The sequence below is a fragment of the Pseudomonas sp. ACM7 genome (assembly GCF_004136015.1).
In the GTDB taxonomy this organism is placed as follows: domain Bacteria; phylum Pseudomonadota; class Gammaproteobacteria; order Pseudomonadales; family Pseudomonadaceae; genus Aquipseudomonas; species Aquipseudomonas frigoris.
In genome coordinates this window covers 5886254-5892922 of sequence record NZ_CP024866.1, presented here as the reverse complement: position 1 = coordinate 5892922, position 6669 = coordinate 5886254, and the positions used below count along the sequence as shown (strand labels likewise).

Genomic DNA, 6669 nt, shown 5'->3' with positions numbered 1-6669 from the left:
CTTCCTGCTTATGCCTGTCGGATCTACGTCGCAGCGTCCCGTGCAAGTATTGGGCTTTAGGGAAACACGCCCCTTTACCCCGCTGCGCCGCCTCTATCCGCTTGCTGTTCGTCAAGCCAGCATTTTGCCTCGGGCTTCCTTCAGATTCGCGGTCACCCGCGACACCCTTGCCTCTGGCTAACACTTCCCCTTGCCGGGTGTGTAGAGGACTTTCACCTCCAAGTCACCAGCGAGGCCACCACAGCCAAGCTGGTTGCGCTTGCGCGCAACGCGCCATGCCTGGCGCACATGTAAAAAGGGGCGGCCATGACGGTCGCCCCTTTTTTTGTCCCGCGTTTACCCGATCAAGCCAGGTCCACCAGGACGATTTCACTGTCTTCGATGGCGGTCACCCGCAACACCTGCTCATCGGCAACCGCAATACCGTCTCGAGCTTGTGCACGCAAGCCATTGACTCCAATGACACCGGTAGCCGGAACCAGATAGGCACGACGGCCATTGTCCAGGCGATATTCGGCGGATTCACCGGCCTTCAGGTTCGCGGCCACTAATCGGGCATCGGCTCGAATCCGCAGGCTTTGATCGTCGCCGGCCTTGCCGCTTGCCAGTGTCACGAAACCTTCGCGCTGGCCTTTGGGGAAGGGTTTGGCGCCCCAGGACGGTGCCAAACCGGTTTCGTTCGGGATGATCCAGATCTGGAAGATCTTGGTCTCTGTCGCTTCCAGGTTGTATTCACTGTGGGCGATCCCGGTACCGGCGCTCATGACCTGAACGTCGCCCGCTTCGGTGCGACCCTTGTTGCCCAGGTTATCTTCGTGAGTGATTGCGCCTTCACGGACATAAGTGATGATTTCCATGTCCCGGTGCGGATGTTTCGGGAAACCGGTGCCAGAGGCAATCACGTCGTCGTTCCACACCCGCAGGTTGCCCCAGTTCATGCGTTTTGGGTCATGGTATTCGGCGAACGAAAAGTGGTGATGGGCATCCAACCAGCCATGGTGGGCGCCGCCCAGGGATTTGAAGGGTCTGAGTTCAAGCATGATCGTCTCCTGAAAAGGTTCGTCATGGGGCAGAGCGCCTGAGCCACGAAACGCGAACCGGTGGTTGATGGCGAGCATCATCTATCAGGCACTGATCGATAAAAAGCGTAAAAAATGCCTCAATACAATCGAATAATTTGATATCAAATAACCTCGAAAGTTTCTCACCCAACCTTCACTTCATCGCATAAGCCAATGACCTGTAAGCATTTCACTAGAACTGAACGGCAAATGCAGACACCATAGCCCTCAACAGCCTCACACCCTGGAGTCAGCCCGCGTGCCGCAACACACTCCCGATCTTCCTCCTGAACTTCGTCCCCTGACCGAGATGCCGCTGCTCAAGCGTCTGGCCGCCCGGTTCTTTGGTCACGGCCTGACGCGTCTGCGCGCACAACACCGGGCATCCTGGCTGCACGGCCAGGCTGACGGCTTTCGCAGTGGGCACAGTGCCGGGGTGGATTACGGCTATAAGGAAGGCAAACTTGAAGGGTTGGAAGAAGGCCGGCAGGTATTGCTGATCCGCGACTCACGCTCGACCGAACACCGGCCGCCCAACGTTGACGAGAATCTGTTCGACGATTGGCGTCTGCCGTTGAGCGCCGAGTTGAAGAAGCGTATGAAGACGGATGTCGCTCGCTTGCTGCCACCGCATGCCCAGCCCAGCGCCGCGCAGTGGAAAATGATCTTCAGCGACACGCCCTCGACCTCGGTGATTGCCGGCGCGGGTGCGGGCAAGTCGACCACGTTGGTGTTGCGAATTTTGCTGCTGACCCATTATCTGGGGTTCGAGCTGAGTTCGATGACGGTGGTGACCTTTACCCGTGAATCGCGCAAAGACTTCATCAACAAACTGATCGAGCTGTTTGCACTCTGGGGCCGGTCGCTCAGTTTCAAAGAGGCGCGTGATCTGGTGCGCACCTTCCATTCGCGAATCCTGCCGATGGTTCGAAGCTTGCCGGGGTTCGAGCGGCTGCAAGCCTTCGAAAACCTCAGTCACCGTCCGCAAAACGGCGATGAGGAGGTCGACAGTAATCCTTTCGACCTGCGCATCAACGACGCCCAGCGCCAGCAACTCAACGCTTGCTATCACAGCCTGCACACTCGCAATGAGCGCTTTCGCGAATTGATCAAGCCCTTGTCCCGTCACGCGCTGCAACTCAAGGAGCTGGAACGCGATCACCCGGACGTGCAAAAGCGCATGGCTGTGACCGAACTGGCCGCCAAACGCGACGAAGAGCTCTGCGACGCTATCGAAGATTTGTGGTTTCGTGCGGGCGCCTGGCCAATCAAAGGCATCGAGCCGAAGCGCCAGACGTTCGATATCAACGGCTCGCCATTTCATTGTCATGGCTATATTCCTAGCCTGGACGCTTGGGTGGTGCTGGGGTTCGATCCTCGGGAAAACCCGCAGGTCAGCCGCCCCAATGCCAAATTGAGCGTGCGGGCGGAATGGGCGGTCAAGCGCACCCTGTTTCAAGCTTTCTGTCGTAAGCCATTGATATGGCTGGATAGTTACGAGTCATCAAAGCGAGTATTGGCGTCCCTTGGAGGCGATGCCAGTGCCGGGCCGGGCTTCGATTACAAGGTCAAGGGCGAACTCAGCTCTGCGCCGTTACTGGACTGTTTTGTCGCTGCCGCCGGATTTATCGAGAACCTCGGCCTGGATGTACCCAATGCCGTGGGCCAGATGAGTTTTGCCAAGGACGACCCCGACCGGTTTTTCTTCGAGGCCTTGAGCCTGTACTGGCGAGCGCTGGAAGATCATCTGCTTGATCAGAAACCACCGGTTATGACCTACAACCGGATGTTCGCCTTGTTCAGCGAACATTCGCCGGAAAACCTGAAGCTGCTGACCGATGAGCTGCTCAGGCCGATGTCGCACTTGATGATCGACGAATTTCAGGACGTATCGCCGCAGATCGTTTCCTGGATTCGCGCGAGCCTGACGGAAATCCGCAGTCGCGGCCCGGCCATGCACGTGGGGCGCGGCGCACAACGTTCGTCGTTGCTCTGTGTCGGCGATGACTGGCAGTCCATCTATGGCTGGCGGGGCAGTTCGCCGACGTATTTCATGGAATTCAACAAGGAATTCCCTTCGCCGAGCACGACCAAGGTCATGCTCAGCGACAACTACCGCAGCCATCAGCACATCATCGATGCCGCCGAACACATCGTTCGTGCGGCGCCGGCGATCGCTGGCAAGAAGGCCAAGGCCAGTGGCGAGCCGAAGGCATTGCTGCCGGTTAACGTTCTCGATCGTGACGATCAAGGCATGGCCAAACGCCTGATGGAGCACTACAGAAAGGGCGATTCGATCTTGATGCTTTATCGAAAAAGTAGCGATAAGTCATTGATAGAAGAGCATATTCAGTCTGTAGTTAATGTAGATTCTAGCTTGCCGTACGAAGCACGACGGCTGAAGCAGCTGACGTATCACAGCGCCAAGGGACTTCAGGCTGACGCCGTGTTCCTGTTGGGTGATTGCCAGCACCTGACCAGTTCGCCGTACAAGAACCAGGTCTATCGCATGGCGGGTCTGGGCAAGGCTGGCGACAGCGAAGCATACGACAGCGCACAGAAAGACGAGATCCTGCGACTGGCTTACGTCGGCATCACTCGGGCGGTGAGTCATTGCTATTGGTATGTCGATGGGCAAGACACCCAGGCAGCCAACATGCCTAAAGCTTCCGATCGGATCGGCAAAGGCAAAGTGTTCTTTGCCGATCACCGACTGGGCAAGACATCGGCGTGAACCTTAAGAGATCGTCGCTCACAAAAAAGCCCACTTAACGTGGGCTTGTTGTTGAGTGTTCAGCCTTCAGGCGTAGCTCCTGAGGGCGGTGGGTGGAATGAAAGCCTCAAGCTCGTCTTCCACCGCTTCGATTATTCGTTCTACATCCGCAGCATTCATTACCGTCGCGCAAGGAATGCCGGCGATGGCGATCATGGTCTCGCCACTGGCACGGTCAAATAGACGGGCAATCATACTGCCCGGCGCATCCATGCTCGCCTCGAAACCCATGGGATGAAAATGCCAGCGCATCAGCTGGCAGGCGTTTGGAAAGGTGACTTTACTGAACCCTTTATTCATATGTAGCCCGCCTCATTCATCGAGCGCTTCCTTTAGCTCATGTTAGGAGGGAAGAGCCTTCAATGGCTCAACCGATGACTGCCTTTAAAAGTAGCAGCCAAATGTGAAAACGATGTGGATTTTTCAGGCCGTTTAGCGATTGGTTCAGTTTTTTTGATGCAGGTCACGGGAACGGTCGGTGTTCGGCAGTTGGCCACCACTGGTTGGTCATTGAAGCCGAGACGGAATTTCGGCAAGCTCGGCTTTTTCTCGCCGAGTCCTTTATGCACGCCGATGATGATGGTCCGCTGCAAACCCAGGCCACGGGCGACACGGTGATGCGTTATCACTTGCGCTGGAAACACCGGGACCTGGGCGGGGTGATGGCGCTCTATCACCCAGAGATTCAGTACAGCGATTTCTTCCAGAACCGTGTGATGGGGCTGTCGGAATTACGTGAATACGTGCGCAGCAGCATGCCCCGCGATCCCGATGAAGCCCTGGAGCACTCGGACCGTATTCGTCTGGACGGCAACACGGCGTTCATTCAGTACCGTATAACCCTTCGCGGCGGTGAAGGCCTGGTGTCGTTCCGGGCCAGCGAGGCGATTACCGTACGTGACGGACTGATCTGGCAGGTCAACGAATACGCCTCGCTGGTCCATGAACAGCCCGTCAGCAAAGCCGCCAGCAGCCAACGCCCGGCGGTTAGTCGACTCGGGCTGTCTGCACGCCAGCTGAGTTTCATGGCTGAAGATTTGCAGCAGTATTTTCAGCGCCAACAACCTTACCTCGATGCCGAACTCGACCTGCAACGGGTGGCGAAGGAGTGCGGGTATAGCCGCAATCAGATTTCCTACCTGCTGAATCAGGTGCTTGGCCAGAGCTTCTATCGATACGTCAACCAGGCGCGCCTGCAGCATTTGCTCGCGGCGCTGGATAACGCCACGCCGCCACTGCGTATCGACGAACTGGCGTTTGCCGCCGGGTTCAATTCGCTGTCGGCGTTTTATAGCTGCTTCCGTCAGCACACCGGCCAGTCGCCCAAGGCCTACGTAAAACAAATTTCTTTGCGTGCACGCGCGCAAGACAGCCTCTAAGTCCACGCACTAGGATCGACGCCATCGAAGTTTGAGTGGCGGAGTCTTGCATGTCGGCGTGGCGCACTATCAGTTTGTGGATGGATCAACTCGACGAGCCATTGTTGGCGCGTCCAGCGCTGGAACAGGATCTGGACGTCGACGTCGCCATCATAGGCGCGGGGTATACCGGGCTCTGGACTGCGTACTACCTCAAACGCCAGGCTCCCGACCTGAGCATCACCATCGTTGAAGCGCAAACCGCCGGTTTTGGCGCCTCGGGGCGTAACGGCGGCTGGCTGATGGGCAATGTGCTGGGTGAAGACCGCTTGCTCGCCGACTTGCCGCCTCAACAGCGCCGGGCTTCTTTCGATTTGCTGCACGGCATTCCGGATGAAGTCGGGATTGTCCTCGAGCGTGAAGACATCGCCTGCGATTACCGCAAAGGCGGGGCGCTGTATTGCGCAGCACGCTATCCAGAGCAGGAAGCCAGCCTTCGGCATTATCTCGACACCCTCTACAGCCAAGGATTGACCGAAAGCGATTACCGCTGGCTCAGCCCCGAGCAGTTGGCGCAACAGATCAGAGTCGCCAAACCTTATGGCGGTATCTATGCACCGCACGTCGCGACCATTCACCCGGCAAAGATGGTGCGAGGTCTGGCTCGGACGGTGGAGAAAATGGGCGTCAGGATTTACGAGAACAGCCCGGTCACCCAATGGCAATCGGGTGGCCTGCACACGGCGAAAGCCTCAGTTCGCAGCCGTTGGATCGTGCCGGCGGTCGAAGGTTACTCGGTCACCTTGCCACCGTTGGGGCGTTATCAGCTTCCGGTGCAGAGCTTGATAGTGGCCACCGAGCCGCTATCCGCTGCCACGTGGGATGAAATCGGCCTGAATCGCGGCCAGGCCTTCAGCGAAAGCAGTCGCCAAGTCACTTACGGTCAGCGCACGGCTGATAACCGGTTGGTGTTCGGTGCCCGGGGCGGTTATCAGTTCGCTGGCAAGTTACGCCACGACTTCGACCTGAGCACCAGCGAAGTGGAGCTGCGGCGTTATCTGTTTGGCGAACTCTTCCCGCAGCTCAAGAACGTGCGGATTACCCATGCCTGGGGCGGCAATCTGGGGATGTCCCGGCGTTTCAAGCCGCACATGCTGTGCGATCAGGCCAGCGGCATCGCCTTGTCGGGTGGCTATGGCGGGGAGGGCGTCGGTGCCAGCAACCTGGGTGGCCGGACCCTGGCCGACCTGATTCTGCAGCGCGACACCGAGCTGGTTCGCCAGCCGTGGGTCATCCAGGGAGGGCTCGATGCGCTCAGGGCCTGGGAGCCGGAGCCCTGCCGCTGGCTTGGTTACAACGCGATCATCCGCAGCTTCGCCCATGAAGACCAGACCCTGGCCAACCCGGCCACCGCACCATGGCGTCGCAAACTGGCGAGCGGTATTGCCGGCTTCATGGAAGGTTTCATGCAGTAAAC

At 58.0% G+C, this 6669-nt stretch carries 6 protein-coding genes; 4 read left to right on the top strand and 2 right to left on the bottom strand.

Going from position 1 to position 6669, the window contains the following annotated elements; genetic code table 11:
• A partial coding sequence (locus CUN63_RS31950; protein WP_218570136.1) for a hypothetical protein occupies nt 1-181 on the top strand: 181 nt, incomplete at its 5' end.
• 163 nt (nt 182-344) lie between these two features.
• Here CUN63_RS31950 and CUN63_RS27970 read toward each other — a convergent pair.
• On the bottom strand, nt 345-1040 hold the full coding sequence (locus tag CUN63_RS27970) for a pirin family protein (protein ID WP_129444235.1): 696 nt from the start codon (nt 1038-1040) through the stop codon (nt 345-347).
• 280 nt (nt 1041-1320) lie between these two features.
• On the opposite strand from CUN63_RS27970, the gene CUN63_RS27965 reads away from it, so the two are divergent.
• Nucleotides 1321-3795 carry a UvrD-helicase domain-containing protein gene (locus CUN63_RS27965; protein ID WP_129444233.1) on the top strand — a complete coding sequence of 825 codons (2475 nt, stop codon included), beginning with the start codon at nt 1321-1323 and terminating at the stop codon, nt 3793-3795.
• A gap of 66 nt (nt 3796-3861) precedes the next feature.
• Here CUN63_RS27965 and CUN63_RS27960 read toward each other — a convergent pair whose 3' ends face one another.
• Nucleotides 3862-4134, bottom strand: coding sequence for a DUF1652 domain-containing protein (locus CUN63_RS27960; protein WP_129444231.1), 273 nt, complete (start codon nt 4132-4134; stop codon nt 3862-3864).
• 263 nt (nt 4135-4397) lie between these two features.
• Between CUN63_RS27960 and CUN63_RS27955 the strand changes: the two genes are divergently transcribed.
• Together CUN63_RS27955 and CUN63_RS27950 are read left to right on the top strand one after the other, a co-directional pair.
• Nucleotides 4398-5213 carry an AraC family transcriptional regulator gene (locus CUN63_RS27955; RefSeq protein WP_129444229.1) on the top strand — a complete coding sequence of 272 codons (816 nt, stop codon included), beginning with the start codon at nt 4398-4400 and terminating at the stop codon, nt 5211-5213.
• A gap of 50 nt (nt 5214-5263) precedes the next feature.
• Nucleotides 5264-6667: an FAD-binding oxidoreductase gene (locus tag CUN63_RS27950; protein ID WP_129444227.1), complete on the top strand. Its 1404-nt coding sequence runs from the start codon at nt 5264-5266 to the stop codon at nt 6665-6667.
• The last annotated feature ends 2 nt before the right edge of the window (nt 6668-6669 follow it).